The sequence below is a fragment of the Cupriavidus sp. C1SS-2L genome, assembly GCF_057073735.1.
The window spans coordinates 1,952,976-1,967,450 of the sequence record NZ_CP172708.1 but is presented as its reverse complement, the minus strand read 5'-3'; the positions used below and the strand labels follow the sequence as shown (position 1 = coordinate 1,967,450).

The 14,475-nt window shown below is 65.1% G+C and carries 11 protein-coding genes; 5 read left to right on the top strand and 6 right to left on the bottom strand.

What is annotated here, in order from left to right:
• Positions 1-12: 12 nt before the first annotated feature.
• Positions 13-453 carry a hypothetical protein gene (locus tag ACIGJG_RS09155; RefSeq protein ID WP_011297935.1) on the bottom strand — a complete coding sequence of 147 codons (441 nt, stop codon included), beginning with the start codon at positions 451-453 and terminating at the stop codon, positions 13-15.
• Between the two features lie 157 nt (positions 454-610).
• Between ACIGJG_RS09155 and ACIGJG_RS09150 the strand changes: the two genes are divergently transcribed.
• On the top strand, positions 611-1,816 hold the full coding sequence (locus ACIGJG_RS09150; protein ID WP_220630701.1) for a M48 family metalloprotease: 1,206 nt from the start codon (positions 611-613) through the stop codon (positions 1,814-1,816).
• Positions 1,813-7,272, top strand: coding sequence for an AAA domain-containing protein (locus ACIGJG_RS09145; protein ID WP_483672249.1), 5,460 nt, complete (start codon positions 1,813-1,815; stop codon positions 7,270-7,272). The genes ACIGJG_RS09150 and ACIGJG_RS09145 overlap by 4 nt, the downstream gene beginning before the upstream one ends.
• Positions 7,273-7,277: 5 nt before the next feature.
• Here the strand turns inward: ACIGJG_RS09145 and hisN are convergent, their stop codons facing one another.
• On the bottom strand, positions 7,278-8,069 hold the full coding sequence (gene hisN / locus ACIGJG_RS09140) for a histidinol-phosphatase (protein WP_011297932.1): 792 nt from the start codon (positions 8,067-8,069) through the stop codon (positions 7,278-7,280).
• A 90-nt stretch (positions 8,070-8,159) separates the two neighbouring features.
• Positions 8,160-8,498, bottom strand: a complete 339-nt coding sequence (locus tag ACIGJG_RS09135) for a hypothetical protein (protein ID WP_011297931.1) — start codon at positions 8,496-8,498, stop codon at positions 8,160-8,162.
• Positions 8,499-8,844: 346 nt separating this feature from the next.
• Here ACIGJG_RS09135 and ACIGJG_RS09130 point away from each other — a divergent pair, with 346 nt between their 5' ends.
• The 3 genes from ACIGJG_RS09130 to ACIGJG_RS09120 all read left to right on the top strand — a co-directional run bounded on the left by ACIGJG_RS09130 (position 8,845) and on the right by ACIGJG_RS09120 (position 11,299).
• A complete protein-coding gene (locus ACIGJG_RS09130; RefSeq protein ID WP_011297930.1) occupies positions 8,845-10,131 on the top strand; it encodes an MFS transporter in 1,287 nt (428 codons plus the stop codon).
• A gap of 115 nt (positions 10,132-10,246) precedes the next feature.
• On the top strand, positions 10,247-10,711 hold the full coding sequence (locus tag ACIGJG_RS09125) for a fumarate hydratase (protein WP_140950478.1): 465 nt from the start codon (positions 10,247-10,249) through the stop codon (positions 10,709-10,711).
• Between the two features lie 90 nt (positions 10,712-10,801).
• On the top strand, positions 10,802-11,299 hold the full coding sequence (locus ACIGJG_RS09120; RefSeq protein ID WP_011297928.1) for a hypothetical protein: 498 nt from the start codon (positions 10,802-10,804) through the stop codon (positions 11,297-11,299).
• Between the two features lie 365 nt (positions 11,300-11,664).
• Here the strand turns inward: ACIGJG_RS09120 and ACIGJG_RS09115 are convergent, their stop codons facing one another.
• The 3 genes from ACIGJG_RS09115 to ACIGJG_RS09105 all read right to left on the bottom strand — a co-directional run bounded on the left by ACIGJG_RS09115 (position 11,665) and on the right by ACIGJG_RS09105 (position 14,426).
• The gene (locus tag ACIGJG_RS09115) at positions 11,665-12,435 is read right to left on the bottom strand and encodes a ferredoxin--NADP reductase (RefSeq protein WP_011297927.1); all 771 of its coding nucleotides are present in this window, start codon (positions 12,433-12,435) and stop codon (positions 11,665-11,667) included.
• Positions 12,436-12,583: 148 nt separating this feature from the next.
• Positions 12,584-13,582 (bottom strand): Bug family tripartite tricarboxylate transporter substrate binding protein, encoded by a 999-nt coding sequence (locus ACIGJG_RS09110; protein WP_140950479.1) that lies wholly within the window; start codon positions 13,580-13,582, stop codon positions 12,584-12,586.
• A gap of 85 nt (positions 13,583-13,667) precedes the next feature.
• Positions 13,668-14,426, bottom strand: coding sequence for an SDR family oxidoreductase (locus tag ACIGJG_RS09105; protein WP_011297925.1), 759 nt, complete (start codon positions 14,424-14,426; stop codon positions 13,668-13,670).
• Positions 14,427-14,475 lie beyond the last annotated feature (49 nt).

The window sequence follows — 14,475 nt, the reverse complement described above, 5'->3', positions numbered from 1 at the left end:
CGGTCGCGTTGCTCAGTCGTCGTGGCGATGCTTCTTCTGGCCCTTGTGCTTGCCGCGATTGCCGTGATCGTGGTCGTCGGCATCGTTGTTGCGCGACACATTGCCGCCCAGCGCCGAACCCGCTGCGCCACCGGCCGCGGCACCGACGATGCCGCCGGTTCGGCCGCCCAGCGCATTGCCGGCCGCTGCGCCCGCACCGCCGCCCAGCGCGCCACCGACGACGGCACCGGTGCGCTCCTTCTTGTTCGAGGTCACCGCGCCGCCCGCGCCGCCACCGACCGCACCGCCGATCACGGCACCCGTGCTGCCGCCCAGCGCACCACCGACGGCTGCGCCCGCGGCACCGCCCAGGCCCCCGCCTACCGCGTTCTTCAGGTCATCGGCCAGCGCCGGCGTGGTGGCTGCGGCGAGCAGGAGTGTCAGGCAGAGGGTACGAAGTGGTTGTCGAGTCATGTTTTTTTCTCAATTCAGGAATGGTTGGCGTCTGGCCAGTGCGCGAGTTTACACGGTGCGCCGAGGCAATCCCTCTGGTCTGCAGGCCGCGGCTGGCCATCGCATCCCCAATCGTGGCCTGTAGAATCGGCGACCACGCAACCCTGGAACGACCTGCATGGACTCTCACGCTCCGGATCGCGGCGCGCTGATGCCGCTGGCCTATCACGCAACGGTGGTCGATTACCTGCGCCAGCACGAGCCCGAGGTCTGGTGCTGGGCGAGCGCGCGCGCAACCGGCGCCGACCACCGCGAGGCATTGCGCGCGATGCTGCTGCGCGACACCTACCGCATCGAGGCGGACGCCCACGCCGATGTACACGCGGTGCTGGCGCAGGCGATGGCGCGGCTTGGCATCGACGCACCGGCGACGCTGTACCAGTCCCCGGGCCAGGACATGAATGCATCGCTGTTCTATGTGCCCGGCGAGGTCCACATCGTCCTGCAGGGGCCGTTACTGGAACGGCTGGCACCGCCGGAATTGCTCGCGGTATTTGGCCATGAGTTGGCGCACTACCTGCTGTGGTCGCGCGACGACGGCCAGTTCCTCATGGCCGACCGCATTCTGAACGACGCGCTGGCGGCGCCCGCTGCCAGCGCGAGCCACCGGGAAACCTGGCGACGCTATGCCTTGCACACCGAGCTGTTCGCGGATCGTGGCGGCGCCGTGGCAGCTGGGGCGGTCGCCCCGGCCGTGTCGACACTGGTGAAGGTGCAGACCGGCATGGGCAGCGTGGACGCGGCCGCCTACCTGCGCCAGGCGGCCGAGATCGAATCCGGCGAGGCGGGCGCGAGCGCGGCCCACAGCCATCCCGAAACGTTCATCCGCGCCCGCGCGCTGGCGTTGTGGTGGGAGGGCGAGGGCAATCTCGATGCATGGATCGAATCCCGACTGCATGGCCCACTGTCGCTGGAGAAGCTCGACCTGCCGGGACAGGTCCGGCTGCAGGCGCTGACGCGCGGCTTTCTCGCGCACTTCCTTGCCGGTACGACGCTGGGAAGCGATGCGGTGCTTGCGCAGCTGCGAATGTTGTTCCCCGACTGGCGCGACGACGAGCCGGCAATCGGCCCCGAGGGCCTGGGCCCGGACGTGGCTGACGACAGCGTGCGCGGGTACCTCAACGCGCTGATGATGGACCTGTCGCTTGCCGACCCCGACCAGCAGGACGCAGCGCTTCTGCGCGCTGGTCACGTGGCACAAGCGCTTGGCAGCCTGGAAGCGCTGCAAGGCAACCTGCGCCGCGATGGCGGCTTCGGCAAGCGCGAGCTGGACCGATACCAGCGCCAACTCCACCGCCAACTGGCCAGGGAGGGCCAGTCATGACCGATAGCACCGATAGCACCATCCACGCCACGAACACGATTCCGGAAGCAACCGGCGGCAACGATCCGCGTACGCTACGGGCCCTGATCGATGCACAGGCGGGCGCGGCGCTGGCGACCGACGACGTGCTGGTGCTCGTATTGCCGCTGTTCTCACAGGTCGCCGCGCTGCACGCGCGGGGCAGGGTAGCGGCGCTCGATCCGGACAGCATCCTCGTGGACGAGGAAGGCGCGCTGCGCCTGCGCCGGCCAGACGGCGAGATGCCGGCGATGGACATTGGTGCGATCCATCGCGTGCAACCCCATCCGACCTCGGCCCTGAACATCGTCGGCGCGCTGCGGCTCGGCCACGCCGATAGCGGGCACCGTGACCAAGCCGACCTGGCCCTGCAGCTGGATCTGGCGGCGCCCATCGAACGCCCGGTCTTCCTGCCCGGACCCGCGAGCTGGGAAAAGCTGATCGGCCATCACGACGAAATCGGCGATGTCTTTCTGCTCGGCATGGCGCTCGCGAGCCTGGCGTGCGGCCTGGACTTCACCGACGAGGACGACCTGCGCAGCTTCGTGGCGCATCGGCGCAATCTGTTCCTGCTGCACGAACGGCTGCATCCGATCGTCGCCGCGCAGGCAACCCGGCTGCGCACCTGGCGCGACCAGCCGGCGGCCCTGGATGTGGAACGCGCACTGGCGGGCACTGCCGGCGCCACGCCGCGCCGTGCCGCCGTGCTCACGCACTTGCGCGACCGCTTGTTCGACCTGTCGCGGCGCAACCGCCTGCTGCATTTCCGTCCGACCGCGGCCAGCGTCAACCTGACCGTGGCCAGCGTGCCGCTGATGCTGCAGATCGAAAGCGTGCGGCCCGAGCACATCTGCACCTGGGGCGGGCCGTTCGCCGCCGACCTGGTAGCGGGCAAGCCGGTGTCGCTGCAGCAGTGGCTGCGCTTTGACGACCAGCCCTACCTGCCGGCATCGCTCGATCGCCTGATCGCCGAAACCCGCCGCGACCGCGCCGAATACGGCTTCAGCAACCTGCGGCTGGTGGTGGCGTTCCTGCGCTGGCACAACCTGAAAGAGGCGCCGGACGAGCGCATCGTGACGCCGCTGCTGTGGCTGCCGGTGGAACTGGTCAAGCGCAAGGGGGTGCGAGACCAGTATGTGATCCAGAGCGCGGGCGGCGAGGCCGAGTTCAACCCCGTGTTGCGCCACTACCTGAACCAGCTTTACGGCATCCAGTTGGATGAGACCGTCGATCTCGGCAAGACCTCGCTCGAAGAGATCCATGCCGGCATCCTCGCGCAGATTCGGCAATCGGAACCTGCGGTGGAGTTGCGCCTCGTCGACAAGGCAGCGGTGCGGCTCGTGCGGCAGAAGGCATTGCAGCGCATGCAGCAGTTCCAGCGCCGCAAGCCAGGCACGGCTGTCGCGCGCATCGGTGGCTGGCTGCCGCCGTACAGCTATGCGCAGGACGATTATCGGCCGCTGGGGCGCGCGCTGTTCGAGCATTGGGTGCGGCCGAGCGCGCTGCCACAGCGATTCGAAGCGGGCGCAGCACCGAGTGCCGGCCCGCGCCAGCCGCAGATGAGTGGCGCTGCCACGGCGGAGAGCGAAGAGCGCCAGGGCTACGTGCTTGAGGAGTCCGAGGGCCACCGTTATGCCTGGGACCTGGACCTGACGCAGGTGACACTGGCGAATTTCAACTATCGCAAGATGTCGCTGGTGCGCGACTACGCGCAGTTGCTCGACGAGCCCGGCGCCAATCCGGCGTTCGATCGCGTCTTCTCGATCGACCCGCGCGACGTGGAGACGGACGCTCCCGCGGCGCTCGCACCGTCCGAGCAGTGGAATGTGGTGGCGGCCGACGCCACGCAGAACGCGGCGGTCGGGCTGGCTCGCAGCGCGCGCAGCTTCATCATCCAGGGGCCGCCGGGCACGGGCAAGTCGCAGACCATCACGAACCTGATCGCCGACTACGCGGGACGCGGCAAGCGCGTGCTGTTCGTCTGCGAGAAGCGCGCCGCGCTCGACGTGGTGTTTCATCGGCTCAGGCAAAGCGGCCTAGACTCGCTGTGCTGCCTGATCCACGACTCGCAAGCCGACAAGAAGGCCTTTATTGCCGACTTGCGCGCGTGCTATGAGCAGTGGATCGCGCAACCTCACGACGGCGATGCTCTGGCGGCGCGCCGCACGCAGGTGGTGGATGCGCTGAGTGCGCATCAGCAGCGCATCGATGCGTTCGAGTCGGCGATGGCTGCCGCGCCCGAGGCGCTGGGCGACAGCGTGCGGGCGCTGCTTCGCCGGGTGGCCGCGTTGCCCGCCGTGCCGGATACCGGGCCGGCCATGCGCGAGCGCCTTCCGGCGCTGGCTGCGTGGGACCGGCAGCGTGATCTCGCGCACCGCGTGCATCGCGCCATGCGCGAGCGCTTTGGCCTGAACAGCCTGGCGGCGCATCCGTTCGCTCGCTTGTCGCCGCGATTGCTCGTCGATGAGCGCGCGTATGGTCGCGCGGAGCAGCTTTGCAGCGACGCCGAGGGGTTGTTCGATGCGCTCGATCCGTTGATGGACAGCACCGCCAGCCTGACTGGCCAGGACACCGCGCTGGAGCAGGCGCGCGCGAATGCCGCCGACAGTCAGTGGCTGCTCGATACAGGACTCGCCGCGCACCTGAACCTGCTGGATTCGGCCTCGCCGGCGCAGGCCGCGTTGCGCGAGATTCGCGCGGAACTGGAGCGGCGCACGCAGGCACTCGCCGATGCGCAAGCGGCAACGGCGAACTGGAAAGACAAGCTGAGCCCCGGCGATACCGAGTCTGCGCTTGCGCTCGCGCGGCGTCTGGAGCCGTCGTTCGCGCGTTGGCTGCAGCCTGCGTGGTGGCGACTGCGCGGCGAACTGAAGCGACGCTACGATTTTGGCAAGCACGCTATCCATCCGGGCTTCGGCAAGGTGCTCGAAGCGCTGGCGGCCGAGCATGCCGCGCATACGGCGCTGGCGGCGGCCGACGCCGACAGCCGCCGCCGCTACGGCGTGAGCGAGATGCAGGCTTTCCTGCGCGCGCTTGGCGAACTCGAGCAGCGCCTGCAGTCGACCACGGGTCCGCGCGAACTGGTCGCGCATCTGCGCCAGGCCGTCGATCCGATCGCGGCGGCGCGCGCCGAAGCCGGTGCGCGCGAAGCGCTGGAAAAGCTCGCGCAGCGTGTTCGCGACGGGCTGGTGCTTGACGGCGATGCACGTCTTGCCGACATCGCCGAACTGCTGCGCGACCTGCGCGAAGCGCTCGACGAGCTGCCCGACCTGTTGCCACTGCTGCGCGCCTTGCATGCCAGCGATCCCGCCTGCGCTGCCACGTTGCAGTGGCTCGATCACGAGCCCGCCCAGCTGGAAGCGTTGGTGGCCGACGAAGCGTTGCGTCGCCTGACGCGCGAAAGCCCGTTGCTCGCGCGCTTCGGCGGCGCTGCGCTGGCGCAGGCCGCGCGCGCCGTGGCGCAGGGCCAGCGCGAACTGCTCGCGCTGAATGCGCAGGTCGTGCGCGCCAATCGCCATCAGCAGTTTGCTGAACATGTGCGCACCTCCTCGTTGTCGGCGACGATGCTGGACGCCGACGGCAAGGCGTTCAAGAAGCAATACGCCACGGGCCGCCGTGAACTGGAACATGAGTTTGGCAAGAGCATGCGCCACCGCTCGATCCGCGATCTTGCCGACGACGAGACTGGCATCGTCATCAACGACCTGAAGCCGATCTGGCTGATGAGCCCGTTGTCGGTATCCGACACGCTGCCGCTGTCGTCGGACCTGTTCGACGTCGTGATCTTCGATGAAGCGAGCCAGATTCCGACCGAGGAGGCCGTGCCCGCGCTGAGCCGGGCGCGCCAGGTGGTGGTGGTCGGCGACGAGATGCAGTTGCCGCCGACGAACTTCTTCACGGCTGGCGGCGCGGACGGCGACGATGAGATCGTCGTGGAGGAGGAGGGCGAGCGCATCGCGATCAACCTGGATTCGGACAGCCTGCTGAACCAGGCCGCGCGCAACCTGCCCGCCACGCTGCTGGCGTGGCATTACCGCAGCCGTCACGAGTCGCTCATCAGCTTTTCCAATGCGGCGTTTTACGACGGGCGTCTCGTCACCATTCCCGACCGTGTGCTGGAAGCGGCCGAGCACGAGGCGCCGCCGCTGCGCTCGGATCTGGAGGATGCCGGCATCGCGGGCGCGGACGCGTTGCTGGCGCGCCCGGTCAGCTTCCATCGTCTCGCCGACGGCGTCTATGCGGAACGACGCAATGCGCCCGAGGCCGTCTACATCGCCCGGACTGTACGCGAGATGCTCCGTCGCGAGACTGGCCTGAGCCTGGGTATCGTCGCGTTTTCCGAGGCGCAGCAGGGTGCCATCGAATCCGCGCTTGAGGCTTTGGCCGCCGAAGACGCGGATTTCGCCATGCGCCTCGAACGCGAATACGTGCGCGAGGACGACGACCAGTTCAACGGGCTGTTCGTGAAGAACCTGGAGAACGTGCAGGGCGACGAGCGCGATGTGATCATCCTGAGTATCTGCTACGCGCCGGGGCCAGACGGCAAGATGCTGATGAACTTCGGCCCGATCAACCAGCGTGGCGGCGAGAAGCGCCTGAACGTCATTTTCAGCCGTGCGCGGCACCGCATGGCGGTGGTCTCGACCATCCAGGCCGAGGCGATTACCAACGTGCATAACGATGGCGCGGCCGCGCTGCGCGCATTCCTGCAGTTCGCGCAGGCCAGCGCGCGTGGCGAGTTCGAGCGCGCGCAGTCGGTGCTCGGTGCACTGAACCCCGGCGCGCGCGATGCCTTCACGCGTACGGCGACGCCCGACAGCATCCGCGATGCGCTGGCCGAGGCGTTGCGTGCGCGCGGCCATCAGGTTCACGTAAACGTGGGTCGCTCGCAGTTCCGTTGCGACCTGGCCATTGCCGAGCCGTCGGGACAGGGTTATGCGCTGGCAATCCTGCTCGACACGCCAGCCGAGGCGGTGGCGGACACTGCCGAACGCTATGTGTTTCGCCCGGGCATCCTGCGTGCTTTCGGTTGGCGCGTACTGGATATCCCCGGCAAGGACTGGCTTGATGACCGGGAGGCCGTGCTGGCCCGCATCGAGGCGATGCTGGCCGACGGCGAGGATCGTGCGCTGGACGTTGTGGCGGAAACGCCGGTGCCGTCTGCCAGGCCGGCTGCGGTGCGGAGCGAGGCGCCTGCGGCTGAGGCAACAGCCACGGGTGCCCAGGCAGAGTTCGCGCGGATGCTGCGCTTCGAACAAGGCACGTCGCGCAAATTCTGGCGCGCGAGCGTGAGCGGGGCGGAACTCTCCGTCACCTACGGCCGCATCGGCAGTGCCGGACAGTCGAGCGTCAAGGTCTTCGACGAGCCCGGTCGGGCCCGCCGTGAAATGGACAAGCTGGTCGCTGAGAAACTGCGCAAGGGCTATGTGGAGGAGTAGTCCGATCAGCCCGGCGAATTCAGTAGCCGGAGGATCTCTGCATGGACACGGGCATCGCCGCAAGCGACGACTGCCCCGCCATGCTGAGGATCGCCGCCGGTCCAGCTTGTCATGATGCCGCCGGCACCCTCGACGATGGGGATCAGGGCCTGCACGTCATACGGCTGCAAGCCTGCTTCCACCACGGCGTCGACCTGGCCTGCGGCGACCATGCAATAGCCGTAGCAATCGCCGCCATAGCGCTGCATGCGCGCAGCGCGTGCCACGCGCTGGAACGCATCCCATTGTTCGCCGGATTCAAACATGTCCGGCGTGGTGCAGAGCAGCGTGGCTTCCGACAACGCCGCGCAGGGGCGCACCTGCAGCGGATTGCCATTGAGCCAGGCTCGCTCGCGGTCACCGGAAAAACGCTCGCGTGTGAAGGGCTGGTCCATCACGCCGAGCACGGGACGCTGTCCATCATTGAGTGCAATCAGGGTGCCCCAGAGCGGCAGCCCGGTAATGAAGGCGCGCGTGCCGTCGATCGGATCGAGTACCCAATGGTGCGGGTCAGTACCGGTAATCCTTTGCTCTTCTTCGCCAAGGATGCCGTGGGCGGGATACGTGCTTCGAATCAGTGCGCGCATTGCCAGTTCCGCTTCCCGATCGGCCACCGTGACGGGGTCGAAGCGCGCGGTACCTTTGTCGACCACGCTAATCGGGGCGCGAAAATAAGGAAGCGTCACGGCACTTGCCGCATCGGCCAGGCGACCGGCGAAGGCGAGATATTCGGACTGCTGGTCGGCGTGCATTGACATTGCGGTGTGCCTGCTGTGGCGAGAATGGAAGGGCGTCCATTGTAGCGGGCAGCATGCCGCCCGCTTGCACGCGCTCCGGTCCGGGCATGTCTATTCCTGCCGCCGCCCAAGTGGACCGGGCAGCATCTTGAGCCCGACCCATAGCGCACCGATGACCACATTGATCGGCACGCTGAGTACGCCCGGTACATAGAACAATGCCGACAGCGCAGGCGCACGAAGCCCCAGTTCCACGACACCACCAGCAGCGGACAGGATCACGCCACACCAGAGCCAGCGCCGCATGTATGTGAGCAGCCAATGCGCATGCGCCTTGTTGAAATGCCAGGCCATGGATCGTTCGGCCAGGTTGCCGCGGCTGACGTCCCTGAACAGCCAGTTGAAAAAGAAATAGCGATATAGCAGGGTGCGAAAGGCCAACTCTTGCATGACTCATCCTTTGGCCACAACCAGCAGCGCAGAGGAGGGCTCACTCCGGCATTCAGAGGGTTGTACCTACAGAATCCAGCCTACCAAAAAGTCGCGGAGTATGGGCAATGGCGCTTGATAGCCTGTTCCCGTTCGTTTCCGTTTGCACCAATGTGGTGATGTCAAAAGAGACAGGTCGGCAGAATGGCACATCGTAAGAGAGCGATCTACTGTTCGCTCGATTTAGTGGGCGCCAGTTTCTTCACCTACACTTAGTTCGCTCGAGAGCCCTGAACGGCGCTCCTGAAGCCGCCCGCGCGCCGGGCAGATGCCGAGCCAAATCCAGCCTTGCCGATGAGCGATCAACATGGCGGCCGCTACTGGTGGAACGGGTTCCGAGGACAGTGACCGAACCTTGCTGTACTTCGGTTGGCTGACCCTGTTCATCTATCTGGCAACGCCGGCCGGATACCTGATCGATATCCAGACGTCGTACCTGCTCAAGAACCAGTTGCATGCGTCGGCGACGCAGATATCGACATTCCGGCTGCTGACGGGCATACCGGTCTATCTGGCGTTCGCGTTCGGCCTGGCGCGCGACCATTGGAACCCGCTGGGATTGCGGGACCGCGGTTTCTTCCTGATCTTTGCTCCCGTTACGGCGGCGGCGTGCATCGGGATGGCGTTCGCAGGCTTTTCGTATGAAGGCCTCGCGGTCGGCATGCTGCTGGCAATGGTGTCGTCCCGATTCGTCGCCGCAGCCTACCAGGGGTTGGTCGCCCTGGTGGGCCAGGAGAAGCTCATGTCGGGGCGCCTGAGCGCTCTGCTGAATGTCGTGAGTTCCGTTCCCGTGGTCGCGGGAGCGTTCGCTTCCGGATATGTCTCCGATCATCTCGCCGTCAGTCAGGCCTTCTTTCTGGTGGCGACGTTCAATGTATTGATTGCCGTATTGGCGCTCTGGAAGCCAGAGTCCGTCTTCGGCCATGCCTACGAGAAGCCGGAAGCCAGAGGCGAGGATTTTTTTGCAAACCTCCGGCGTCTGGTTCGGCATCGGGCCGTTTATCCGGCGGTTCTCATCTGTTTTCTGTGGAATTTCGCGCCCGGAGCCGCCACCCCTCTGCAGTTCTACCTGACCAATGAGCTGCATGCATCGGATTCCGTCTATTCGTACTACAACGGGATATTTGCCCTCGCGTTCATCCCGACGTTCGTACTGTATGGCTATCTCTGCAAGAAGGTCTCGCTGAGCAAGCTGCTGTGGTGGGGAACGATTGTCGCGGTGCCGCAGATGATTCCGCTCGCATTCATTCATTCCGCCAACCTTGCGCTGGTATTGGCGGCGCCGATCGGGCTGATGGGCGGCATCGCTACTGCAGCGTATCTCGATCTTGCAATGCGGTCCTGTCCGCCAGGGTTGCAGGGAACCCTGATGATGCTGGTGGACGGTGTGTTCGCACTTTCCGCGCGCGCCGGCGATCTGCTTGGCTCATGGATCTACAACAGTGGCGCGGCGCAGGGATTCACATATTGTGTGATCGCGACCACCGTGGTCTATGCGCTGATCCTGCCGCTGATCGCGCTGGCGCCGAAGGAATTGATTGCTACGAAGGATGGTGAACCGGCGCTGGAGGCTGATGCAAAGGGCGGGACATGACCCGCGAAACCTGTTTCTGTTGACATCCTGCGATGCGTGCGAAAGCGGGGTCGCTATGGATAAAGCGATCCACAAGCTATACTCCGCGCTCCACAACTAACGGGTAGAGATCGATATGGTCGCAACAACCAAGGCAACGACTGAAAAGAGCGCGGTCGCAAAGAAGAAGCCTGTCGCGCGGAAAATCGCTGCGCCGACGAAGAAGGCCAGCGTGCTGGCACGTGAAGCCCAGGCAGCGAAGAAGCGCCTGCTGAAGCTGCGCGCTGACACGAAGAAGGCAATCGAAGCGGCAAAGCGTGAGATTGCCCAGGCTGTAGACGCCGCAAAGTCTGCACTGCGTTTTGAGAAGCAAGCCGCCAAGGAAAAGCTCGCGGCGAAGAAGGCCAAGGCTGCTGGCGCCAAGAAGGCAACGGCGAGCAAGACCGCTGGCAAGAAGGCCGCCCCGAAGAAGGCCGCGCCTGCCAAGGCAGCCGTGAAGGCTCCGCGCAAGGCAGCAGCGAAGCCCGCAGCGAAGAAGCCGGCAGCGGCGAAAAAGGTCTCGCGCAAGGCAGCTGTGGCAGCACCGGCGGTTTCCGCCTGATTTTTACCCCTCCGACTGGTTTGACTGGTTCGGACCAGTCGGCTGAAAAAGGGGCGCGCGGTTGACGCGCAGACTAGTACGACAAGATTGATGCACGACACCGACGACGCTCATTCAGAGCAAGAATCCTCTGCCATCCATGAGCCCCGACTCTGGCGGGACAAGGGTTGGACCGCCCGCGTGATCAAGAACGAGGACGGCGATGGCTGGGCCGTCGAGATGATCCGCGACGGCAGCGCCGAACCGGCGCTGGTCGGCCCCTGGACCATGGGGAGAAACAAGGTCGATCCGAAGCCGCTCGATGCGACGGCCCATCAGACGCTGGTCAAGACCGCATCGGAAGTCATCCGCCGGCATGAGCAGCAGTTGCATGCCCAACTCAACAAGCAGTGCAGCATCGAGACCGAATCGGGAAGCCTGACGGTCAGGCTGGTGGTCACACCGGATGAGTTCGAGCCGTTTGGCACGCTGACAGCCGTGGATCCTTTCGGGGATGTCATCGCCACGGTGAAGGTGCCGCCCGACTTCAAGCTGACGCGTACGCGTGCGGAGCGCTGGGCAGCCGACGGATTCGGCCGGATTCAGTAGTGCTTCATGTGGTCCCAAGGACCGCAACGCGGCGGAAGGTACGACTCCGAGGGGACACTGAGGTCGATTGGATGTCTCTTTGTGGCTTATTGAGCATTTATCACAATTTATCCTGGCCAAATAACTTATCTGACCAGGATAAATGCCACTAATCGGCTCGCCCGACGCCTTGCTTCGTCAGCGCCGCGACAGTTCAGAATGCGATCGACGGCCTTCGTGAGCGCGAGATCGTATGGAAGGAATCGCGAGGCTCTTACGAGATCGAGAGGTTGCGTGCCAAAGGCCTGACGTCGTGAAGAAATCAGGCTTGGCTAAGCGGGGAGGGTGGAGCGCGCCCCCCTCTTGAAAAGCCGATAGCAGCCGACTCAGCCGACAAACGCCTTTTCGAGCACAAAGTGCCCGGGATGGCTCATATTGCCTTCGATAAAGCCGCGCTCATCGAGCATCGCGCGGACTTCCTTGAGCATGTCCGGGCTGCCGCACAGCATGATCCGGTCATTTTCTTTCGAGAAGGCCGGCATATCCAGGCGGTCGAACAGCTCGCCGGTTTCAATCAGCTCGGTGATGCGGCCGCGAGTGTGGAAGTCCTCGCGCGTGACGGTCGGGAAATACACCAGCTTCTCGCGCACCAGATCGCCGAGGTATTCATGCTTCGGCAGGTGTTCCGAAATCAGTTCGCGATACGCCAGCTCTTCCACAAAGCGGCAGGTATGGGTCAGCACGATCTTGTCGTAGCGTTCATACACTTCAGGGTCGCGGATGATCGACAGGAACGGCGCCAGGCCGGTACCCGTGGCGAGCAGCCACAGGGTCTTGCCCGGCAGCAGGTTGTCGACCAGCAGCGTACCGGTGGGCTTCTTGCCGACGAAGATCTGGTCGCCTTCCTGCAGGTGCTGCAGGCGCGAGGTCAGCGGGCCATCGGGCACCTTGATGCTGAAGAACTCCAGGGTCTCTTCGTAGTTGGCGCTGGCAATGCTGTAGGCACGCAGCAGCGGGCGGCCATTGACTTCGAGGCCGACCATGGCGAACTGGCCGTTCTCGAAGCGGAAGCCCGGGTCACGCGTGCAGGTGAAGCTGAACAGCGTGTCAGTCCAGTGGTGAACGGAAAGTACGGATTGGGGGTTGAGATTGCTCATCAAAAAAGCGCCGGAGGGAGCACCTTCGGCGTAAAAGTAGCAGGAATGCGGATATCGCCGAATATTAGCGCGAATCGTGGCCGGCTTGCTGCAGTGCGTTTGCCGGCCATTCCGCCACAAGGGGCATGCTTCGCAGAGCGTGCGGCGCTTACTCTGCCTGGATGTTCGCTTCTTTGACGACCTTTCCCCACTTGGCCAGGTCCGATTTGATCAGCGCCGCATAGTCTTGCGGCGTGCCGCCCTGGATGTCGATGCCCGCGGTCTCTAGCTTGGCCCGGACTTCCGGCAGCTTCAGCGCAGCGTTGATCTCGGCGTTGAGCTTTGCCACGATGTCCTTCGGTGTGCCGGCCGGGGCCAAGAAGCCGCCGTTGGTGCTGGCGTCATAGCCTTTCAGGCCCTGTTCTTCGGCTGTTGGCACATTGGGCAGTGCCTTCGCGCGCTTGCGCGTGGATACCGCGAGCGCGCGCACATTGCCCGACTTGACCTGCTCCTGGATGGCGCTGAGGGTGTCGATGTACAGGACCGTACGGCCGGCAATCAGGTCGGGGTGGGCGGCGGACGAGCCCTTGTACGGCACCAGCAGCACCGGCGCACCGCTGACCATGCGGAACATTTCCGCCGCCATCTCCTGCGCGCTGCCGCGGCCCGAGGTGGCCACCTTGGCCTCGGCCGGATTCGCCTTCATCCACGTGACAAGCTCGGGCACCGTCTTCACCGGCAGCTTCGGATACGCCGCGAACACCAGCGGAATCTCATGGGTGTAGACGATCGGCTCAAAGCTCTTTTCAGGGTCCCAGCCGAGGTTCTTGAACAGAAACTTGTTGATGTTGTGGCTGCCGCCGACGATGCCGATCGTATACCCGTCGGGCTTGGCGTTGGCCAGCACGGCGGTGCCGAGGTTATTGGAGGCCCCCGGCCGGTTTTCGACGATGAAGGGCTGGCCGAGCGTCACCGAAAGCTTTTCTCCGACCACGCGCGCAATCAGATCAATGCCGCCGCCGGCCGGCGCGGGGACGATGATCGTGACCGGGCGGGTCGGATAGTTCTGCGCGGCCGCCGCGCCCGTCGCAGTAACAAGGGCGACGCAGCCTGCCAAGGCGCCGATCAGCGTGGTGAGTGTAGTGAATTTCGGTGTGGTGATGCGCATGGGGTGTCTCCGTCTGGATGCTGGTCAACTCGTGTCAACTCTGGTGGTGCCCCGGCGTGCGATGCCCCGGGGCGCCCTGTTCCCGTCAGCCGCGGCCGACGAATGGCATGGCGCTGGCCATGACTGTCATGTTCAGCACATTGGCGTCCAGCGGCAGCGATGCCATGTGGCGCACAGCATTGGCCACATGTCGTGCTTCCATCATCGGCTCCGGTGCCGTCGTGCCGTTTGCCTGCAGCACGCCACGCGTCATGCGTTCCGACAGTTCGGTCAACGCATTGCCGATGTCGATCTGGCCCGCGGCAATGTTGAAGGCCCGGCCATCGAGCGCCAGGGCCTTGGTCAGGCCGGTGACGGCATGCTTGCTGGCAGTGTAGGGCGCTGTGAACGGACGCGGCGTGTGCGCGGAGACCGATCCGTTGTTGATGATGCGTCCGCCCTGCGGGGACTGGCGGCGCATCAGGCCGAATGCGGCGCGCGCGCACAGGAACACGCCGGTCACATTCGTGTTGATGACGTTGAACCACTTGTCCAGGGGCAGTTCATCCATCGGCACGGCGGGGGCATTGACGCCTGCGTTGTTGAACAGCATGTCGAGCCGCCCGAACTCGCGCTCGATCGTGTCGAACAGGCTCTGCACGCTGGCGGGGTCGGTGACGTCGGTTGGTACGGCCAGTGCGGTCTGGCCTCGCGCGGCCGCTTCGGCGGCAAGCGTTTGCAGCGGATCGGCACGGCGGCCTGCAAGTACGACCGTCCATCCGTCGTCGAGCAGTGCCAGCGCAGTCAGCCGGCCGACACCGCTGCCGGCGCCCGTGACTAGCGCGATTCTTCGGGAAGTATTCACAGTGGTCTCCGTATTGTTATGGGGTGTTTTTTTACGATGCACAGGATGG

Coding starts and splice junctions, on each gene's coding strand:
- hisN (WP_011297932.1), bottom strand. CDS start 8,069: ATGTCAATGCACGCCGACCAGCAGTCCGAATATCTCGCCTTCGCCGGT.
- ACIGJG_RS09145 (WP_483672249.1), top strand. CDS start 1,813: ATGACCGATAGCACCGATAGCACCATCCACGCCACGAACACGATTCCG.
- ACIGJG_RS09110 (WP_140950479.1), bottom strand. CDS start 13,582: ATGCGCATCACCACACCGAAATTCACTACACTCACCACGCTGATCGGC.
- ACIGJG_RS09130 (WP_011297930.1), top strand. CDS start 8,845: ATGGCGGCCGCTACTGGTGGAACGGGTTCCGAGGACAGTGACCGAACC.
- ACIGJG_RS09125 (WP_140950478.1), top strand. CDS start 10,247: ATGGTCGCAACAACCAAGGCAACGACTGAAAAGAGCGCGGTCGCAAAG.
- ACIGJG_RS09155 (WP_011297935.1), bottom strand. CDS start 453: ATGACTCGACAACCACTTCGTACCCTCTGCCTGACACTCCTGCTCGCC.
- ACIGJG_RS09150 (WP_220630701.1), top strand. CDS start 611: ATGGACTCTCACGCTCCGGATCGCGGCGCGCTGATGCCGCTGGCCTAT.
- ACIGJG_RS09115 (WP_011297927.1), bottom strand. CDS start 12,435: ATGAGCAATCTCAACCCCCAATCCGTACTTTCCGTTCACCACTGGACT.
- ACIGJG_RS09120 (WP_011297928.1), top strand. CDS start 10,802: ATGCACGACACCGACGACGCTCATTCAGAGCAAGAATCCTCTGCCATC.
- ACIGJG_RS09135 (WP_011297931.1), bottom strand. CDS start 8,498: ATGCAAGAGTTGGCCTTTCGCACCCTGCTATATCGCTATTTCTTTTTC.